Annotated in this window: 14 protein-coding genes, 4 tRNA genes and 1 riboswitch; of the genes, 7 read left to right on the top strand and 11 right to left on the bottom strand. The window is 70.8% G+C overall.

Annotation, left to right across the window (positions count from 1 at the left end; all coding sequences use genetic code 11):
- Positions 1-7: 7 nt before the first annotated feature.
- The 6 genes from FH608_RS22045 to FH608_RS22020 form a co-directional block, all read right to left on the bottom strand.
- Positions 8-1,000 (bottom strand): ribonucleotide-diphosphate reductase subunit beta, encoded by a 993-nt coding sequence (locus FH608_RS22045; protein ID WP_139632477.1) that lies wholly within the window; start codon positions 998-1,000, stop codon positions 8-10.
- A 12-nt stretch (positions 1,001-1,012) separates the two neighbouring features.
- Complete coding sequence (locus FH608_RS22040) at positions 1,013-3,172, bottom strand: ribonucleoside-diphosphate reductase subunit alpha (RefSeq protein WP_139632476.1); 2,160 nt, start codon at positions 3,170-3,172, stop codon at positions 1,013-1,015.
- Positions 3,173-3,296: 124 nt separating this feature from the next.
- A riboswitch (cobalamin riboswitch) is annotated at positions 3,297-3,492 on the bottom strand.
- Between the two features lie 4 nt (positions 3,493-3,496).
- Positions 3,497-4,456 (bottom strand): Bug family tripartite tricarboxylate transporter substrate binding protein, encoded by a 960-nt coding sequence (locus FH608_RS22035; RefSeq protein WP_139632475.1) that lies wholly within the window; start codon positions 4,454-4,456, stop codon positions 3,497-3,499.
- Between the two features lie 73 nt (positions 4,457-4,529).
- A complete protein-coding gene (locus FH608_RS22030) occupies positions 4,530-5,300 on the bottom strand; it encodes an SAM-dependent methyltransferase (protein ID WP_226899767.1) in 771 nt (256 codons plus the stop codon).
- Between the two features lie 58 nt (positions 5,301-5,358).
- Positions 5,359-7,179, bottom strand: a complete 1,821-nt coding sequence (gene glmS, locus FH608_RS22025; RefSeq protein ID WP_139632474.1) for a glutamine--fructose-6-phosphate transaminase (isomerizing) — start codon at positions 7,177-7,179, stop codon at positions 5,359-5,361.
- A gap of 13 nt (positions 7,180-7,192) precedes the next feature.
- Complete coding sequence (locus tag FH608_RS22020; RefSeq protein ID WP_139632473.1) at positions 7,193-7,468, bottom strand: hypothetical protein; 276 nt, start codon at positions 7,466-7,468, stop codon at positions 7,193-7,195.
- Positions 7,469-7,685: 217 nt separating this feature from the next.
- On the opposite strand from FH608_RS22020, the gene FH608_RS52865 reads away from it, so the two are divergent.
- From FH608_RS52865 to FH608_RS21995, 5 genes are all read left to right on the top strand, one after another.
- Positions 7,686-10,082 (top strand): N-acetylmuramoyl-L-alanine amidase, encoded by a 2,397-nt coding sequence (locus tag FH608_RS52865; protein WP_226899766.1) that lies wholly within the window; start codon positions 7,686-7,688, stop codon positions 10,080-10,082.
- Positions 10,083-10,163: 81 nt separating this feature from the next.
- Positions 10,164-10,235, top strand: a tRNA-Gly gene (locus FH608_RS22010).
- 15 nt (positions 10,236-10,250) lie between these two features.
- Positions 10,251-10,321 (top strand) — tRNA-Cys (locus tag FH608_RS22005).
- Between the two features lie 50 nt (positions 10,322-10,371).
- Positions 10,372-10,443, top strand: a tRNA-Gly gene (locus tag FH608_RS22000).
- 19 nt (positions 10,444-10,462) lie between these two features.
- Positions 10,463-10,537, top strand: a tRNA-Val gene (locus FH608_RS21995).
- Between the two features lie 106 nt (positions 10,538-10,643).
- Here the strand turns inward: FH608_RS21995 and FH608_RS21990 are convergent.
- The 5 genes from FH608_RS21990 to FH608_RS21970 all read right to left on the bottom strand — a co-directional run bounded on the left by FH608_RS21990 (position 10,644) and on the right by FH608_RS21970 (position 15,418).
- A complete protein-coding gene (locus FH608_RS21990; protein ID WP_139632472.1) occupies positions 10,644-10,913 on the bottom strand; it encodes a hypothetical protein in 270 nt (89 codons plus the stop codon).
- A gap of 143 nt (positions 10,914-11,056) precedes the next feature.
- A complete protein-coding gene (locus FH608_RS21985) occupies positions 11,057-12,313 on the bottom strand; it encodes an ATP-binding protein (protein WP_226899765.1) in 1,257 nt (418 codons plus the stop codon).
- Positions 12,314-12,492: 179 nt separating this feature from the next.
- Positions 12,493-13,263, bottom strand: coding sequence for a DeoR/GlpR family DNA-binding transcription regulator (locus FH608_RS21980; RefSeq protein WP_139632471.1), 771 nt, complete (start codon positions 13,261-13,263; stop codon positions 12,493-12,495).
- 17 nt (positions 13,264-13,280) lie between these two features.
- Complete coding sequence (pdxA, locus tag FH608_RS21975) at positions 13,281-14,291, bottom strand: 4-hydroxythreonine-4-phosphate dehydrogenase PdxA (protein ID WP_139632470.1); 1,011 nt, start codon at positions 14,289-14,291, stop codon at positions 13,281-13,283.
- An 11-nt stretch (positions 14,292-14,302) separates the two neighbouring features.
- Positions 14,303-15,418 carry a four-carbon acid sugar kinase family protein gene (locus tag FH608_RS21970; RefSeq protein ID WP_226899764.1) on the bottom strand — a complete coding sequence of 372 codons (1,116 nt, stop codon included), beginning with the start codon at positions 15,416-15,418 and terminating at the stop codon, positions 14,303-14,305.
- A 271-nt stretch (positions 15,419-15,689) separates the two neighbouring features.
- Between FH608_RS21970 and FH608_RS21965 the strand changes: the two genes are divergently transcribed.
- Together FH608_RS21965 and FH608_RS21960 are read left to right on the top strand one after the other, a co-directional pair.
- Entirely contained in the window at positions 15,690-16,610 is a 921-nt protein-coding gene (locus FH608_RS21965) for an aldo/keto reductase (RefSeq protein WP_139632468.1), read from the top strand.
- Positions 16,611-16,644: 34 nt separating this feature from the next.
- A complete protein-coding gene (locus FH608_RS21960; RefSeq protein ID WP_139632467.1) occupies positions 16,645-17,415 on the top strand; it encodes an HpcH/HpaI aldolase family protein in 771 nt (256 codons plus the stop codon).
- Positions 17,416-17,457: the final 42 nt, after the last annotated feature.

Below are 17,457 nucleotides of genomic sequence, written 5' to 3'. Positions count from 1 at the left end.
CCAATGTCTAGAAAGATTCGTCAAAGCTCACATTGCCCTCAACCGCCACTTGATACGCGGAGACCCGCCGTTCGAAAAAGTTGGCCAGCTCCTGCACGTCCTGGAGCTCCATGAAGGCGAACGGGTTGGCCGAGCCGTACCTCCTGGGCAGGCCGAGCCTGGCGAGCCGCTGGTCGGCGACGTACTCGAGGTACTGGCGCATCTGCTCGACCCCCATGCCGGGCATGCCCTCGCCGCACAGGTCCTCCGCGAAGGCGAGCTCGGCGGCCACGGCCTCCTCCAGCATGAGCGTCACGTCCCCGGCCAGCGACGCGAACAGCTCCGGCTCCTCCGACCTGACGGTGTCGACCACGCTGAAGGCGAACTCCATGTGCATGGATTCGTCCCTGAACACCCAGTTCGTCCCGGTGGCCAGGCCGCCGAGCAGGCCGCGGGAGCGGAACCAGTAGACGTACGCGAAGGCGCCGTAGAAGAACAGGCCCTCGATGCAGGCGGCGAAGCAGATGAGGTTCAGCAGGAAGCGCCGCCGGTCGTCCGCGCTCTCCAGCCGCTGCAGCTCGTTGATCGAGTCGATCCACTTGAAGCAGAACTCCGCCTTGTCGCGGATGGAGGGGATGTGCTCGATCGCGGCGAAGGCCTTGACCCGCTCGTCGGGATCCGGCAGGTAGGTGTCCAGCAGGGTCAGGTAGAACTGCACGTGCACGGCCTCCTCGTACAGCTGCCTGCTGAGGTAGAGGCGGGCCTCGGGGGCGTTGACGTGCTGGTAGAGGTTGAGCACGAGGTTGTTGGCCACGATGGAGTCGCCGGTCGCGAAGAACGCGACCAGCCGGTTGATCAGGTGCCGCTCCTGCGGCGTCATCCTCGCCAGGTCGGCGACGTCGGAGTGGAGGTCCACCTCCTCGACGGTCCACGTGTTGCGGATGGCGGCACGGTAGCGCTCGTAGAAGTCGGGGTAGCGCATGGGCCGCAGCGTGAGGTCCATTCCGGGGTCGAGCAGCATGAGGCGTTCTCCTTACTGGCAGGCTTCGCAGGTCTCGGGGTTCTCCAGCGAGCAGACGGCGGCCGCCTGCACGGTGGTCTGGGCGATGCGGGTCGCCGGCCGCGAGCGCAGGTAGTAGGTGGTCTTCAGGCCCCGCTTCCAGGCGTAGGCGTACATCGACGAGAGCTTGCCGATGGTGGGGCTGGCCATGAAGAGGTTCAGGGACTGCGACTGGTCGATGTACGGCTGGCGCGCGGCGGCCAGGTCGATCAGCGCCTTCTGCGGCAGCTGCCAGGCCGTGCGGTAGAGCACCTTGAGGTCGGCGGGGATGCCGGGGACGTCCTGGACCGAGCCGTCGGCCCGCTTGACGGCGTCGCGCACCTGCTGGTTCCACAGCCCGCGCTCCTGCAGGTCGGCCACCAGATAGCGGTTGACCTGGAGGAACTCCCCGGACAGGGTCTCGCGCTTGAACACGTTGGACACCTGCGGCTCGATGCACTCGTAGCAGCCGGCGATGGAGGCGATCGTGGCGGTCGGCGCGATGGCGATCATGAGGGAGTTGCGCAGGCCGGTCGCGCCGATCTTCTCCCGCACCGCGTCCCAGCGCGGCGAGGCGCCGGCGCCGTAGTGGTCGGGGTGGAGCACGCCCCCGGCCGCCCGCGTGTCGCCGTACGACGGGTGCCGGCCGCGCTCGGCCGCCAGGTCCGCCGAGGTGTCGTACGCGGCCAGCGCGATCTCCTCGGCGATCCTGGTCGACAGCTCCAGCGCCTCCTTGGAGTCGAACGGCAGCCGCAGCCTGAAGAAGACGTCGGCCAGCCCCATGACGCCGAGCCCGATCGGCCGCCACCGCTTGTTCGCCGACTCGGCCTCGGGGGTCGGGTAGAAGCCGAGGTCGATGGTCCGGTCGAGGAAGCGCACGGCCGTGCGGACGGTGCCGCGCAGCCGGTCCCAGTCCAGGCCCCGATCCGTGCTACTGCCGGAGACGTGCGCCGCCAGGTTGACCGAGCCGAGGTTGCAGACGGCGGTCTCGGCGTCGCTGGTGACCTCGAGGATCTCGGTGCACAGGTTGGACAGGTGGATGACGTTGCCGGGGCGGGCGGTCTGGTTGGAGGTGCGGTTGGCGGCGTCCTTGAACGTCATCCAGCCGTTCCCGGTCTGGGCGAGGGTGCGCATCATCCGGCCGTAGAGGGTCCTGGCCGGGATCTGCCGGACGTACCGGCCGGAGCTCTCGTACGCGCGGTACGCCGCCGTGAACTCCTCCCCGTACAGGTCGGTGAGGTCGGGCACCTCCTTCGGGTCGAACAGCGACCAGACCTCGTCGGCCTCCACGCGGCGCATGAACTCGTCGGGCACCCAGTTGGCCAGGTTGAGGTTGTGGGTGCGGCGGGCGTCCTCGCCGGTGTTGTCGCGCAGCTCCAGGAACTCCTCGATGTCGGCGTGCCAGGTCTCCAGGTAGACGCAGGCCGCGCCCTTGCGCCGCCCGCCCTGGTTGACCGCCGCGACGGAGGCGTCGAGCGTGCGCAGCCAGGGGACGATGCCGTTGGAGTGGCCGTTCGTGCCGCGGATCAGGGAGCCGCGCGAGCGCACCCGGGTCCAGGAGATGCCGATGCCTCCGGCGTACTTCGACAGCCGCGCCACCTGCCCGTACCTGTCGTAGATGCCCTCCAGCTCGTCGCGCGGCGAGTCGAGCAGGAAGCACGACGACAGCTGCGGCCGGCGCGCGCCCGCGTTGAACAGGGTGGGCGAGCTGGGCAGGTACGACAGCGTGGACATGAGCGCGTAGAGCTCGGCCGCCTCCGCGACCGACTCCGACAGGCCGCAGGCGACGCGCAGGAAGAAGTGCTGCGGCCGTTCCAGCACCGCCCGCGTCTCGGGATGGCGCAGCAGGTAGCGGTCGTAGACGGTGCGCAGCCCGAAATACTCGAAGCGGTCGTCCGCCTCCGCGCTGACCAGCGCGTCCAGCTCGGCGGCGCGGGCGGCGACGAACTCCGCCAGCCGGTCCTGGATCAGCCCCGCCGCGTGCGTGGCGGCGATCGACTCCGAGAACGACCGCACCCCGTGCGTGGCCGCCTCGTCGGCGATCTCCTCGGCCAGCAGCCGGGCCGCGACCCGGGAGTTGGCCGGATCGGCGATGACCCGCGCGGCGGCCTCCTCGATGGCCAGCCGGCGGTCGATCCCGATGGTCTGCGTCACGTGCTCTCTCCTCGCGCGCTCGTCCCCCGGGAGGGCGCGCGAGAGCACGGCGGCGGGCACGGCTCACCCGCCGGTTCGCTCCCCGGCCCTCCCTCGAGGCCATGGTCACTTCATGCCGGGCGGGCAGCCCGGCATGCCGCCGGCAGGTCTTCGGGCTCGCGGGCGCGCAATCTCTGTCCTACTGGCCGTCGCTTCCCGGATCGCTCCAGTGCGTATGACGGCGGTCGTTCCCGCTCACCGCTGCGGGGCAGCCCCGGAATCGCACCGGGTTCCCTTTTGCTCCGCCTCCTGAGAGGCGAACCAGCGACGAGCAGGATCCTACATCTAGTGGCCGTTTCCGCAACTGCCCCAGCATGTTGTGGCTTTGGTCGTGTCGACGAGTCCGAGGTCCCGCATCACGGCCCTCGTGCGCTCGACCTCGGAGGCCAGCCAGACCACGAAGTCGTCACCGCTCAACGGGATCGAGATCCACCCCTCGGAGCGGCAGGCCGCGTCCCACGCCGAGGAGCCCGTCACGTCGTCGCACATGCCGATGGCCGCCTCGCGGGTGTCCTCCGTCATGCCCTCGGGGCCGAAGGCGGCCGTCCACTCCGCGTAGTCCACCCGTACGCCGGACTCCAGCAACGTCGGCACGTCGAGCTCGGGCACCCGCCTGGCGGAGGAGACCGCGAGCGCCCTGACCTGCTCCCTGTGGATGCCCGAGCGCCAGTCGGACAGCAGGCCGGTCGCCGCGGCGGCCTTGCCGGACGACAGCGCGGTGGCGGTCTCCTGGTGGTTGGGGTAGCCGGTGTAGTCGACCTGCCGGGTGTCCGCGCCGAGCCCCTTGGCGATCAGCCCGAACAGCAGGTGGTCCGGCCCGCCCTGCGGCCGGCCGGCCAGCGGCGTCCGGGCGGGGTCGGCGAGCAGGTGGGCGCCGAAGTCCTGGAAGTCCTTGAAGCCGGAGTCGCCGGGCACCACCACGACCTCGACCTCGCCGCTGAGCCGCGACAGCGGGGTCGTGGCGGTGAGCAGGGTGTGGTCGTTGTTCAGCTCGGCGGCGGCCAGGGCGGGCAGGCCCGACAGCGTGATTTTGGTGCCGGGGCCGAGCTGGTAGCCGGCCTCGCGGGCCGCCCCGGAGAACAGCAGCCCGGCGCGCGCCCAGCGGCGGCCCTCAGGGATGATCGCGAACCGGGTGCGCAGCCCCGCGGCGCCCGCGCCGACGCGCTGCGTGCCACACCCGGCCGCGCCCCCGGCCAGGCACGCGGCCGCGCCGAGCCCCCACGCGAAGAACCGCCGACGGCGCATGTGCCTCTCCCCCGAGCGCTCCGAGCCACTGCCTACAAGCAGTTATTGGCACGTTACGCCGGGCTACACATCTCTATCGAGGGAGCTTCTTGCCGATCCCGGCCATGAGGGAGGACGGCAGCGACCAGTCGCCCACCAGCTTGGGGCGGTCGGGACGCCAGTCGACCGCCTGCACCAGCCCCGGCGGCTCCAGCGGGAAGTCGCCGAAGAAGGCGCGGATCTCGGCGGGCGTGCGGTCGGTGCCGCCGCCGGGGTCGTCCGTGCCGGCGCCCCGGTAGCGCTCCCCGTCCTCCAGGCGGCCCATCGACGTGACGTGGGTGATCACGAGGTGGCTGCCGGGCGGCAGGCTCTCACGCAGCGCCGCCACCGCCCGCTGCGGGTGCGCCGCGTCGGGCAGGAAGTGCAGGATCGACACCAGCAGCACGCCGACCGGCTCGCGCAGATCCAGGAACCGGCCCGCCCCGGCCAGCACCGCGGCCGGATCCAGGAGGTCCGCCTGGACGAACGCGGCCCTGCCCGTATGTCCGAGCAGGGCCCCGGCATGCGCGGCGACGACCGGATCGTGATCGACGTAGACGACCCTGGCGTCCGGTGCGACCTCGTGCGCGCTGCCCTGGGTCGGCAGCCCGCTGCCCAGGTCGAGGAACTGGCGCACCCCGGCGGCGGCCACGTAGCGCACGGCGCGCTGGAGGAAGGCCCGGTTCGCCCGGGCCAGCGGAACCGCCTCCGGGATCAGCTCGGCGAGCTGCTCGATGGCCAGGCGGTCGACCGCGAAGTTGTCCTTCCCGCCGAGCATGTAGTCGTACATGCGTGCGAGATTGGGCGTCTCATGGTCCTGCCGCACACATCGAATTTATGCCGTCCGCAGCAAAATAACGAGGTTTGAGGCTGAAATAGAGCCTTTACTCGACGGTGACGCTCTTGGCTAGATTGCGCGGCTTGTCCACATCGCGGCCGAGCGCCACGGCGGCATAGTACGCGAGCAGCTGCAACGGGATCGTGAGCAGGATCGGGTCGAGCTCGATCTCGTTCTTCGGCACCACGATGACGTCGTCGGCCAGCTTCGCGCCGGGCTCGCGGTGGCCCACCATGAGCACCTGGCCGCCGCGCGCGCGGATCTCGCCGAGCGTGGTGAGGTTCTTGTCGAGCAGCTCGTCGTCCGGCACGATCGCCACCGTCGGCATGTCGGGGCCGATCAGCGCGAGCGGGCCGTGCTTGAGCTCGCTCGCCGGGTACGCCTCGGCGTGCACGTACGAGATCTCCTTGAGCTTCTGCGCGCCCTCCCTGGCCACCGGGTAGCCGCGCACCCGGCCCACGAACATCATGCTCGGGTGCTTGGCGTACTTCTGCGCCAGCTCGGCGATCTTGTCGCCCTGCGCCAGGATCTCCTCGATCTGCCCGGGCAGCCGGCGCAGGCCCTCCACGATGCGCCGCCCGTCGGCCGGCGACAGGTCGCGCACCCGGCCCAGGTGCAGCGCGAGCAGCGCGAACGCCAGCGACGTCGAGGTGAACGCCTTGGTGGAGGCCACCGACACCTCGGGGCCCGCGTGCAGGTAGATGCCGCCGTCCACCTCGCGGGCGATGGCGCTGCCGACCGCGTTGACGATGCCGATGACGCGCCCGCCCTTGCGCTTGAGCTCCTGCACGGCGGCGAGCGTGTCGTACGTCTCCCCCGACTGGCTGATCGCGACGTAGAGCGTGTCGGGGTCGACGACCGGGTTGCGGTAGCGGAACTCGCTGGCCGGCTCGGCGTCGGAGGGGATCCGCGCCAGCTCCTCGATGAGCTGCGCCCCGATCTGCCCCGAGTAGTACGCCGACCCGCACCCGATGATCTTCACCCGGCGGAAGGAACGGGTCTCGCGGGCGTCCATGTTCAGGCCGCCGAGGTGAGCCACGTGGAAGCGCTCGTCGAGCCGGCCGCTCATCGTGCGGGTGATCGTCTCGGGCTGCTCGGAGATCTCCTTGAGCAGGTAGTGCTCGTAGCCGCCGGTGTCGTAGTGCCCGGCGTCCCAGTCGACGGTCAGCGGCTCCTTGGCCGTCTCGCGGGCGTCGCTGGCGAAGGTGTGGAAGCCGTCGGCCTTGAGCACGGCCAGCTCGCCGTCCTCCAGGTGCACGACCTGGCGGGTGTAGCGGACCATCGCCGCCACGTCGGACGCGGCGAACATCTCCTTCTCGCCGATGCCCAGCACGATCGGGCTGCCGTTGCGCGCCACGACCACCTCACCGGGCCGCTCGGCGTCGATCACCGCGATGCCGTACGTGCCGACGACGCTCTTGAGCGTCTTCCTGACCGCCTCCTCCAGCGTGTCGTTCTCGTCGGCGGCCTTCGCGATCAGGTGCGCCAGCACCTCGGTGTCGGTCTCGGAGGCGAACTCCACGCCGTCGGCCTCCAGCTTGGCGCGCAGCTCGCCGGCGTTCTCGATGATGCCGTTGTGCACGACCGCGATGCGCTCGTCGGCCGACAGGTGGGGATGCGCGTTCACGTCGCTCGGCACGCCGTGCGTGGCCCACCGGGTGTGCCCGAGGCCCACTGTCCCCTTGAACCTGGCCGGCACCACCTTGGCCAGGTCGGCCACGCGGCCCTTCACCTTGCGGATCTTGAGCCCCCGGTTGGACACCACCACCCCGGCCGAGTCGTAGCCTCGATACTCCAGCCGCTGCATGCCCTCCAGCAGGATGGGTGCCGCGTCCCTAGGGCCGACGTAGGCCACGATTCCGCACATCGAGGTCTCCTCTTTATCCGTAAATGATCCTGCGCAGCTGCCGCAGGGACAGCTCCGGTGCCGCTACCCGGCGACCGCGTAATTCGCGGGCGATCCTCGGGAAGATCTCGTCGTTGGTGTGGCCGCGCGACTTCAGCTCCGCGTGGCGGCGCCGGACGTACTCCTCGGCGGACTCCGAGAAGTACGCCAGCACGTCGGCGACCACCCGCGCGGCCTCGCCCGGGCCCAAGGGGCTCGTCGCGGTGAGGTGCGCGATGAGATCTTCGTAGGGATGCCGCGCTGTTGACACAGACGAGGACACTACGGCTCTGGAACGAGACACGCCAACATCCTGCCCGATATCGGGCAGGAATTAACTACAACGCTTCTCAGGAGTCCGAGTGGAGTGCCAAGTTCGCCGGTGATCATGGCAAATCACATCTGTATCATCCGTCCCGTCTGACACATCCCTTTCTGGGAAAGGACACGGAGAGTAGTCGTCTCGTGACGTTCCTGGGGGAGATGTCATGCGCCTCTGGCTCACCGCCACCCTGATCGCCGGCACGCTCACCACGCCCGCCCACGCCCAGGCCGCCGGCCCGTCCGGGCGGCAGGCCGACTCCACCGCCGCCCCGGGAGGACCGGGACGGCCCGCCTTGGGGGGATCGGAACGGCGCGCCGGCGTCGCCGCGGCCCACCGCCACCCCGCCCACCCCGGCGAGCCGGGACGGCAGGCCGGGTCGGCCGGGCCGGGGGAATCGGGACGGCAGTCCGGGTCCGCCGCCGTCTCGGGAGAATCGGGACGGCAGGCCGACTTCGCCGCCGCCGCCCGGGAGTACGGCGTGCCCGTGAGCGTGCTGCTCGGCGTCTCGTACCTGGAGTCGCGCTGGGACTTCAACGGCGGGTCGCCGAGCACGGCGGGCGGCTACGGCCCGATGCACCTGGTGGACGCGTTCCCGGCCGACGCCATGGGGTCGCTGATCGGCGACGCGCTCGGCGACGCCCGCGGGGACGACTCCCGCCCGCTCCCCGGCACGGCCGCCATGGCCCCTGCCCCGTCTGCGGCCCGCCTCGCCGCGCCGCCCGTCACCCTGCCCGAGGCCGGCCGGCTCATCGGCGCCGACCTCGCCCTCGTGCGCTCGGACCCGGCCACCAACATCAGGGCCGGCGCCGCGCTGCTCGCCTCCTACCAGCGGCGGCCGAGCGCCGACCCCGCCGACTGGTACGAGGCCGTGGCCCGCTACTCGGGCTCGGAAGACGAGGCGGCCGCCCACGGGTTCGCCGACGAGGTGTTCGCGGTGATGCGAGAGGGCGTCGAGCGCCGCACCGATGACGGCTTCCTCGTACGGCTCGACCCCGTAGCCGGCCTGCCGTCCCCCGCCTCGGGAGCACCCGGCCTCCCGGGGCCCACCTCGGAAGCACCTGATCTCCCGGGACCCGCCTCGGGAGCAGCTGATCTCCCCGGACCCGCCTCGGGGGCTTCGAGCCTGCCCAAGCCCGCCTCGGCGGCCGACCTCCCGGAATCCGCCTCGGGCGAGGACACCGAGTCCACCACGCAGTTCGACCCGGACCCATCACCCCTGGAAGACGAGACCGACACCGACGCCGACTACCCGGACTACACGGACTATATGGACTACTCGAACGACCCCGACTTCCCTGACTACCCGGACCACTGGCGGGATCCGGAGGAGGAGCAGCCCCGGCAGAACGTCGAGAAGACGGGCGACGGCGGGCACGTGGAGTGCCCCGCCTCCCTGGCCTGCGAATGGATGCCCGCCCCCCACCGGCGCTTCGGCAAGAAGCACCACCGCGACTACGGCAACCACGACCACCTGAGCAGGGCACGGACCGTCGACTACATCATCATCCACGACACCGAGGGCGGCTACCAGGGCATCCCTTCCTTGATCCGCAACCCGAAGTACGTCAGCTGGCACTACACGATCCGCTCCCGCGACGGGCACGTCGCCCAGCACGTACGGACGAACGACATCGCCTGGCACGCCGGCAACTGGGACTTCAACACCCGTTCGATCGGGATCGAGCACGAGGGCTACCTGGCCAAGGCGGGCACCTGGTACACGGAGGCGATGTACCGCTCGTCGGCCAGACTCGTCAGATACCTGGCCCACAAGTACGACATCCCGCTCGACCGCGCCCACATCCTCGGCCACGACAACGTACCGGGCACCACCCCGAAGACCGTCGCCGGCATGCACGACGACCCGGGGCCGTACTGGGACTGGGAGCACTACTTCGAGCTGCTGAACCGGCCGCTCAAGGGCGCCAAGAACGGCGACTCCATCATGATCCGCCCGTCGTACGACAAGAACCGGCCGCGCTTCACCGGCTGCGTCAGCCGCAAGCCGGGCAAGGCGTGCCCCAGGCACGGCGCCTCGACGGTCTGGCTGCACAAGCAGCCGAGCGAATCGGCTCCCCTGGTCGACGACCCCGGCAAGCATCCGGGCAGGCCCAGCACGTACAGCGTGTACGACCACGGCGCCCGCGCCTCCACCGGCCAGCGCTACGCCGTGGCCGACCGGCAGGGCGACTGGACGGCGATCTGGTACCTGGGGCAGAAGGCCTGGTTCCACAACCCGCCCGCCAACCCCACGGCCGTCCCGGCCAGGGGCCCCCTCATCACGCCGCGCAGGCCCGGCACCAGGGTGTACGGCCGCGCCTACCCGGAGCGGTCCGCGTACAAGCTGGCGTCCTACCAGCCGCTGATCCCGCTCCAGTACAAGATCGGGCCCGGCCAGCAGTACGCGGTGGGCGACACGGTCACCGGCTCCTACTACGCCGCCGGCGCCTTCAGCCCGTCCAGACACGTCACCACCACGGGCCGGCTGCGTTACTACCAGATCCAGCTCGGCCACCGGGTGATGTTCGTGATGGCGAAGGACGTGCGCCTGATCCGGTGAATTCCGGGCCTCGTTGCGCACGGGCACTCCGGGAAGGCGATATGGTTTTCCCGTGGCCCGGCGCACGCAGCCCGGGTTCGCGCGGAAGTGGCTCAGTGGTAGAGCATCACCTTGCCAAGGTGAGGGTCGCGGGTTCGAATCCCGTCTTCCGCTCGGAGCAAGACTCCTGGTGGAGTGGCCGAGAGGCGAGGCAGCGGCCTGCAAAGCCGTCTACACGGGTTCAAATCCCGTCTCCACCTCGGCTGGTCCGGCGGACCCTCGGGATCCGCTAAGGTAAACACAGCACCACGCGGAAGTGGCTCAGTGGTAGAGCATCACCTTGCCAAGGTGAGGGTCGCGGGTTCGAATCCCGTCTTCCGCTCTGAGTGACAACTCAACACGGACGATTAGCTCAGCGGGAGAGCGCTTCCCTGACACGGAAGAGGTCACTGGTTCAATCCCAGTATCGTCCACCACGCTCCACCGGCCCTGGGTCACGGCACTGCCGCGACCCAGGGTTTTCTCATTGCACCAGAAAGTGGCGCACTCCTCGCGGGTCCCGGGAAGGGCGCGCTGAAAGGCTCAGTAGTAAAGGGAGAGGAGGTAGTAGGGGCTGTCCCATTCGCACTTGTACTTCTGCGCCTTGCCGGAGCTGACGGCGTAGAGCCCGACCGAGGTGCAGGTTTCGTAGAGCTTGTACACCTGGTAGGGATGCCAGGAAGCGGCGGCGGCGGGCGTGGCGGTCAGAGTCACCGTGGCGGCCGTGGCGGTGGCCAGGACGGCCAGTGCGTGCGCGGGCTTGCGCAGCAGGCCGAGTCGTCCTCGGAGCGCGTTCGTGAGGTTGGCAGACATGCTGAGTGTCCTCCTCTGTGTGAGGTGCCGCCTGACGTCAGGCGGCCGGTCCCCCAAGATCAGAATGATCATCTTGACAATCCGTGTCAAGACGGGACGGAACCACACCCGCCGAAGCCTCTCAGCCGGCGCCCGGCTTCACCTCAGGAGCCGAGCATCCACAACGACGCCATGGGGAGCGCACGCATCCTGTCACCGAAAGGCAGGACCTGCTCACCGGTATAGATCACGAACCCAGCGCGAAACCTCGCTCCGAGCCGGCCGGCCAGATGTCGTAGCCCACGAAAGTCGTCGCCTCGGACGGTTTCGGCGGCCTTGACTTCGATGCCGATCACTTCGCCCGACGCGTGCTCCAGGACAATGTCCACCTCCACCTGGTCGCGATCCCGGTAGTGGAAGAGTTGGACGGGTTCGGTGGTCCAGGTGAGCTGACGCGCCACCTCGCCGATGACGAAATTCTCCAAGAGCGGACCTACGGGAGCTGTGACATCCTTGGCGCGTTCGGGTGACATGCCGATGAGCCGACCGCCGAGCCCGCTGTCCGTAATGATCAGTTTGGGAGTGGAGATGGCTCGGCGCGTGAGATTCGACGACCAGGCCGGGATGCGTTTGATCACGAAGATCAATTCCAGCAGGTCCAGGTATCGGGAGAGCGTCACTCTGGGGAGGCCGACATCGCCTGCGATCGACTGAACTACGGCCAACCCCCCCATACGGGCCGCGATGACGCTCAGGAGCCGGCGCATCTCCGCCGGCCGTTCGATCTCGGAGATCTGGCGGACATCCCTGGTGATCAGGTCGGTGATGTAGGAGTCGAAGAACCTGGTGCGCCTGCGTCCAGGATCTCGCCGTACGGCCTCCGGATAGCCGCCGCGCAGCGCCCTGTCCACGTAGTCACGCTTGTGGAGTGGACAGGGCTGCATGGTGACATCAACACCATGCGCGAACACCTGGTCCACGAACCCATCGGGAGCCTTGTCGATTTCCCCTTGGGACAGCGGCCACAGCTCGACGGTTTCGGTTCGTCCGGGCAACGCGTCGGGGAGATCCCGTAGGTCCAGGAGGCGGGCCGAACCGGTGAGCAGGTAGCTGCCCGGACGCGGATCTCGATCCACCTGGCGTTTGATCGGCAGTAGCAGTTGCGGAGCCCGCTGAATCTCATCGATCAGCATCAGCCCGTCGTGCCGCACGAACGAGACGGGATCATCCTGGGCTGCGGCGAGAACCCCAGGATCGTCCAGGTAGAGCTGGCGAGCGTTGTCCGTCCGGGCGGCGATCAGTCCGGCCAGAGTGCTCTTTCCCACCTGCCGAGCGCCGTTGACGACGACCACCCGCGTGTCCGAGAGAGCTTCCAGCGTCATCGCCTCGGCGCGTCGTGAGAAGAGAGTCGGCTCTGTCACATGAACGAATGTTACCGCAGATCAACTGCTTACGTGGGCGTTCTGCCGAAGGTTACGTGGACACTCTGCCGCACCGATGATGGGCGTTCTGCCGCCCCTGAGGTGGGCGTTCTGCCGGACATGCTGGGCAGTCGCATGACCACCCCGGCAGGGCGACGGGTGAATGGGGGCCGGCCCGTCTACGGGGTGGTGACGATGGTTTCGACGCCTCTGTCGGTGAAAGGTTTCAGGGCTTCGGGGGTGGCGGCGGTGTCGGTGACGAGGGTCCAGGTGTCGGGCATGCGGGCCCAGGCGTGGAACGGGCGGCGGCCCAGCTTGGCGGCGTGGACCAGGAGGTAGACGTGGCGGGAGCGGGCCATCATCAGCTCCTTCAGCCGGGTCTGCTGCAGGCTGGCCTCGCAGATGCCGTCCTCCGCCGTCACCCCGTCGGCACCCAGGAACACCCGGTCGAACGACATCCTGCTCAGCGCCGCCTCGGCCAGCGGGCCGATGAAGCCCTGGCTCACGTGGCGCAGCGTGCCGCCCAGGCACTCGACGTGCACGCCCGTCGCCCCCACCAGTTCCTGCAAGGCGTTCAGGCCGGTGGTGGCCACCGTCAGGTCCGCCGCCTGGCGCAGTTCGTGGGCCAGGGCGCCGGTCGTGGAGCCTGAGTCGAGGAGGATGGTCTCGCCGGGGCGGATCCGGGCGGCGGCCCAGGACGCGATGGCGCGTTTGGCCTCGAAGGCCTCGCCGATGCGCTGCCGGAGCGAGGCCTCCGGGTGGGTGACGACGGCCATGGCGCCGCCGTACGTGCGGGCGAGCAGGCCGGCGGCCTTGAGATGGGCCAGGTCGCGGCGGATGGTGGAGGCCGTCACGCCGAGCTGGGCCGACAGCTCGTCGACGCTGGCCAGGCCCGTGGTGGTGGCCAGGCGGACGATCTCGTCGCGGCGAACCTGTGCTGCGCGGCCCATCGGTGGCGCCCCCTCCCTCACACGCCCCGCGCGGACGACAGCTCGGCCGCCTGGCGGAGGGCTTCGATCATGCTACCGGCGTCCGCCAGGCCCTTTCCTGCGATGTCGAAAGCGGTGCCGTGGTCCACGGACGTCCTGATCACCGGCAGGCCCACGGTGATGTTGACGCCCGCCTCCAGGCCCAGGATCTTCACCGGGCCGTGGCCCTGGTCGTGGTACATCGCCACGATCAGGTCGTAGTCGCCGCGCCCCGCGAGGAAGAACGCCGTGTCGGCGGGCAGCGGCCCGTGGACGTCCATGCCCTCGGCCTGGAGGCGCTCGACCGCGGGCACGATCTTCTCCTCCTCCTCGCCGTACCCGAAGAGGCCGTTCTCGCCCGCGTGCGGGTTGATGCCGCAGACGCCGATCCTGGGACGGGCGACGCCGGAGCCGCGGATGGCCGCCTCGCCCCGCCGGATGGTCCGCTCGACCAGGCCGGGCTCGATGCGGGCGACCGCGTCGATGAGGCCGATGTGGGTGGTGACGTGGATGACCTTCACCTTGGAGGTGGAGAGCATCATCGACACCTCCTCCGTGCCGGTGAGGTGGGCGAGCAGCTCGGTGTGGCCGGGGTAGACGTGGCCGGCGGCGTGCAGGGCCTCCTTGTTGAGTGGCGCCGTGCAGATCGCCTGTACGTCGCCGGACATCGCCAGCTCGCCGGCCAGCCGTACGTACTCGTACGACGCGTGGCCCGCCACCGGCGAGACCTTCCCCCACGGCAGGTCCTCGGGCAGCAGGCCCGGGTCGATGACGTTGATGCGCCCGGCCTCGAACACCGCCTCCCCGACGCCCGGCACGGTGACCACCTCCGGCCGCACGCCGAGGACTCCGGCGGCGCGGCGCAGGCGGGCGGCGTCGCCGATGACGACGGGGCGGCAGAACGCGGCGGTCTCGGGGGCGAGGAGCGCGCCGACGATCACCTCGGGGCCGACGCCGGCGCCGTCCCCCATGGTCACGGCGATGAGGGGTGTACGGGTGCTGGTGCTCATGTCAGCCAACGTCAGCCTTTCGGGTGCAGGTGGTCCGGATGCAGATGGTCGAGGTGGGTGGCCATGCGGAGGAGGCTGTCGGCGGCGCCGAAGCTGCCCGGTCTGGTGACCACCGAGTGGCCCTCCGGGGTGCGGCTGTGCACCGCGCCGTAGTGGACCTGGTCGAGGGGGATCAGCTCGCGGACGCCCAGCGCGTCCAGCACTCTCCTGGCGGTGCCGCCGCCGGTCAGCACCAGGTCGGCGGGCTCGTCCCCGAGCGCGTCGCGCACCACGGGGCCGAGGGTGCCGGTCACGGCGGGGCCTCGCGCGGTCAGCACGACGGCGCCCGCGGCCAGCGCCTCCCGTACCTGTCCGGCGGTCGCGGAGCTCGCTGGTGTGTCCAACTCGACGTGCACCGGCAGGTGCCTGGCTCCGTGCTCGACGAGCAGCCTGACCTGGTCGAGCGCGCCCGGCTCGGCCGTTCCGACCACCACCAGCAGCCGGCCGTTCCGGGGTGACGCCTCGCAGGACGCCGCTCCCCCGCCCAGCGCGCGGCCGAGCGCGGCGGCCAGGCCGCCCGCGCCCACCAGTCGCGTACGGCGGGAGCCGCGCAGCACGGCCGCCACGATGGCGTCGAGGTCGGCGTCGGTCTCCGCGTCGCACACGGCCACGGTCCCGGCCGCCGCGGCCGCCGCGGGGTCGGCGCCCACAGGCACGTGCACCCAGGGGACCTCGCCCAGCGCCTCGCCGACGGAGGCCGGGGCGGGACGGGATTCGGCGCGCCAGGCGCGCGTTTCGCGCAGGGGCACGCCTTGGAGGTACGGCACCCCGCCCACGACCGTACGGCCGGCGGACGGCAGCGCCGGGGCCAGGACGACTGGCGCGTCGAGGCAGGCGGCGACCGTGGCGGCCACGTTGCCGCGCAGCAGCGAGTCGACCTTGACGAAGACCCGCCGGTCGCCCGCCTGCCGCAGCGCCTCCCGTACCAGGTCATAGGTCCTGGGGTGGTGCCGGCTGTCGAGGTCCGCCACCACCACGGGAGCCGCCCCCGTCACGCCGGACAGCGCGATCCGGGCGGGACGCGCGGGCGACATGAGCGCCGCCGCCGTCTCCGCCGCTCCCGTGAGGTCGTCCGCTAGGGCGAGCACGTGACGCTTCCTCGAACTGCGTGAATCACGCGATGAGTATTGCACGAAACGCGCAGAATATGCCACAGTGGCCTGCGAGTCACGCGGACCCCTCCGCATCGCTCTCCATGACGACGTGCCCCTGTTCCATGGAGGGCCGAATGACCCGGTCCGCGCGTTCCGGAGGCGGGCGGCGTAGAGAGAGAGGTGGGGGCGCGGCGGTGGCGGGTGCGACGACCAGGTGGGGGCGCGGGCCGCGCGACGTCCGCGCCGCAGCGAAAGGAGCCCCTCGATGAGCCCCGAACCGGTGCTCGGGACCATGACGTTCGGCGACACCGTGGACGCCGGGACGGCCGGGCGGATGCTCGACCACGCGCTGGACGCCGGGGTGACCGGTGTCGACACGGCCAACGGCTACGCGGGCGGGGCCGCGGAGGAGATCCTCGGCGAGCTGCTGCGCGGCAGGCGTGACCGCGTCGTGCTGGCGACCAAGGCGGGCATCCCCCACCCCGACGCGGGCGAGCACGCGCCGCTCTCCCCCATCGGGCTGCGGGCGAGCCTGGAGGGCAGCCTGCGGCGGCTCCAGGTGGACCATGTGGACCTGTTCTACCTGCACCAGCCCGACCGGGCTACCCCGCTGGACGACACCCTCGCCACGGTCTCCGAGCTGATCGGCGAGGGGAAGATCGGCAGCCTGGGCGTGTCCAACCACGCCGCCTGGCAGATCGCCGCGATGACCCCCCGTCCCGTGGTCGCCCAGCAGCTGTACAACCTGCTGGCCCGGCGGATCGAGGACGAGTACGCGGAGTTCGCGCTGACCACCGGGCTGCGGACGATGGTCTACAATCCGCTGGGCGGCGGCCTGCTGACCGGGCGGCACCGCTTCGACCGGGCGCCGCGGAGCGGGCGGTTCGGAGACTCCAGGCTGGCGGAGATGTACCGGAAGCGGTACTGGGACGCCGGCCTGTTCAAGGCCGTCGAGGCGCTCGACGGGATCGCCGCGCAGGCGGGGCTGGCGCCGGCCGAGCTGGCGCTGCGCTGGCTGGCCGGCAGGCCCGTGGTCGGCGCGGTGCTGCTCGGCGCGTCCGGCGTGGACCAGTTGCGCGCCAACCTCGCGGCACTGGCCGCCGGGCCGCTGCCCGCCGACGTGGCCGCCGAATGCGACGCCGTGAGCGACACGCTCCGCGGCCCCATGCCCGCCTACAACCGATGAGAGCCCGAACCCCCGCGAAGGAGATCGACAACGCATGACCGCCATCGAGCTCGCCAGAAAGATCCGCAACCGCGAGCGGTGCGTCGGCTACTGGGTGGTGCTCGACGCCCCCATCGCCACCGAGCGCCTGGCCAGGCTGGGGTACGACTACGTCGCGCTGGACGCCCAGCACGGGCTGATCGGGCATTCGGGGCTGCTGGCCGGTCTCATGGCCGTGGACGCGGGCGGCCGGTCCGTCGGGCTGGTGCGCGTCGAGTCGGGCGAGGCGGCGGTCATCGGCCGGGCGCTCGACTTCGGCGCGGGCGGCGTGATCGTGCCGCTGGTCGACACCGCCGAGGACGCGGCCCGCGCCGTGTCGGCCGCCCGCTACCCGGGCCCGGCCGGGGGCCGCCGCTCGTACGGGCCCATGCGCTCGATGCTCAGGATCGGACCCACCCCGGCGGAGGCCGACGAGAGCGTGCTCGTGCTGGCCATGATCGAGACTCCGGAGGGGCTGGCCAACATCGAGGCGATCTGCGCCACGCCCGGCCTGGACGGCGTGTACGTCGGCCCGTCCGACCTGTGCCTGGCCGTGGGCGGCCGGTTCCCGAACGACCCGGAGGTCGCCGACGCGTTCGAGGCCGCGCTGGTGAGGGTCAGCAGGGCCGCCGAGGAGGCCGGGATCGCGGCCGGGATCCACAACCCGTCGGGCGAGCTGGCCGCCCGCCGCCTGGCCGAGGGCTACACGTTCGCCACCGTCGCCTCCGACCTCGTCCACCTGGAGCAGGCCGCCGCCGCGCACCTGAAGGCCGCGAAGGGCGAGTGAGGGCCCCGGTCACGGAGGCCATCGCGCCCGGGCCAGTGCTTC

The organism is Nonomuraea phyllanthi (assembly GCF_006334985.2).
Classification (GTDB): Bacteria; Actinomycetota; Actinomycetes; order Streptosporangiales; family Streptosporangiaceae; genus Nonomuraea; species Nonomuraea phyllanthi.
This window is presented reverse-complemented; position numbering and strand designations above follow the sequence as displayed.